This is a genomic window from Kitasatospora sp. NPDC007106, from assembly GCF_040634455.1.
Classification (GTDB): Bacteria; Actinomycetota; Actinomycetes; order Streptomycetales; family Streptomycetaceae; genus Kitasatospora; species Kitasatospora arboriphila.
In genome coordinates this window covers 1-1,339 of the sequence record NZ_JBEYFP010001266.1, presented here as the reverse complement: position 1 = coordinate 1,339, position 1,339 = coordinate 1, and the positions used below count along the sequence as shown (strand labels likewise).

The window sequence follows — 1,339 nt, the reverse complement described above, 5'->3', positions numbered from 1 at the left end:
GTGCCCTGACTCCTTGAGGTTCCCGCCATAGAGCAGGTCGAAGACCCGCAGGTCGAGGAAGAACGGGTCGTCGGCCTGGCCGGCGAGGGTCTGGCCGCCGCCGGGCAGGTCGCGGATGGCCTGCTGGCGCAGCGACGCGTAGTTCGGCATCGAGGCCTGGCCCGTGTTGGACGGGGCCGCGATCGCATCCTTGAGCAGCGTCTTGCTGGACCCGTCGGCGTGGGTCTCGGTGAGGGTGTAGGTCTGGCGGAAGTTCAGCGTCGGATCGTCGAGGTTGTTCACGACGCCGGTGTTGTAGAGGAACTGGTTGGCGTCGTCACGGTAGTGGTTGCTGAAAGTCCAGGTGTATGTGGTGTCGGCCCTGCCGTCGCCGTCGGCGTCGATCTTGATGTTGTAGCGCGCATCGTCCGCGAACGCGTAGAAGTTCGGGCCGCCGTTGGGTTCCTCGAACGGGATCCAGTTCGCGATGAGCGTGACGGTGTCCGGCTTGTCCGGGCTGGTGAAAGCGTATACGTCCGTGTTGTCCACCCGCGGGTCACCCGCGATCAGCGGGGCCTCACGGTGACTCGACGCCGAGCTGACACCCGGAGCGAGACCGGCCAAGGCACCCGCAGCGGCCAGGGCCAGGACACCCAGGCCCGCCATCGGCTTTTCGGCACGACGGGCGAACGCCGGATGCCGGGAGGAACGCGAAGGCTGCATGATCACTTCTCTCTGAAGTCGGCCCGGCTCGGCGCCCCGCTGGCTTCCGACGACCTGTGGACGGGCAGCAACGAGTGATCGCCTCCTGGCGCGGAGTGGTTTGAGGACTGCCTCGCACGTGGGCGGCGCTCCGCTCGCCGGGCCGGTCGAAGACCGCTTCGGAAGCACGCTGAAGCACCGCCCACAGGAGTCGTAGGCCTGACATAAAGTCACCATGGACAGATCCGGCCTGCTTCCCGGGTGGGCCATCCGGGACAGCGCCCGACGCGCCCGCCCCGGCTGATCCTCGTCGACGACGCCTTCGCCGAGGTCGACGAGCCGACCCACGGCAGGCTCGGCCGTATCCTCGTCGATCTCGACCTCGACTTCGTCCTGACCAGCGAGCGCCTGATGGGTACCTGGCCCGACGTGCCCGCACTCCAGATCTACGAGCGCCTGCGTGACCCGCACGTACGCGGTGTCGCCACGCTGCACTACACCTGGAACGGACGCAACCGCCGTCTGGTGACCGTGTGACGCTTCCGCCGCAGACCCGCGAGTTCCTGGCCCGGCCGGACCGTGCTGGGCGTTTTCAGCACTGAGCGCATCTGTGCCGTCGTGTGGTTGCGCCGGCTGGCCGAGCTGGATGTCGGCACGG

Annotated in this window: 2 protein-coding genes; one reads left to right on the top strand and one right to left on the bottom strand. The window is 67.9% G+C overall.

Annotated elements, in window-relative coordinates:
• Window positions 1-645: DUF4331 domain-containing protein (locus tag ABZ641_RS37715; protein WP_359989124.1), on the bottom strand; the 645-nt coding region annotated here is incomplete at its 3' end.
• A gap of 297 nt (window positions 646-942) precedes the next feature.
• Here ABZ641_RS37715 and ABZ641_RS37710 point away from each other — a divergent pair.
• Complete coding sequence (locus ABZ641_RS37710) at window positions 943-1,218, top strand: hypothetical protein (RefSeq protein ID WP_359989122.1); 276 nt, start codon at window positions 943-945, stop codon at window positions 1,216-1,218.
• Window positions 1,219-1,339 lie beyond the last annotated feature (121 nt).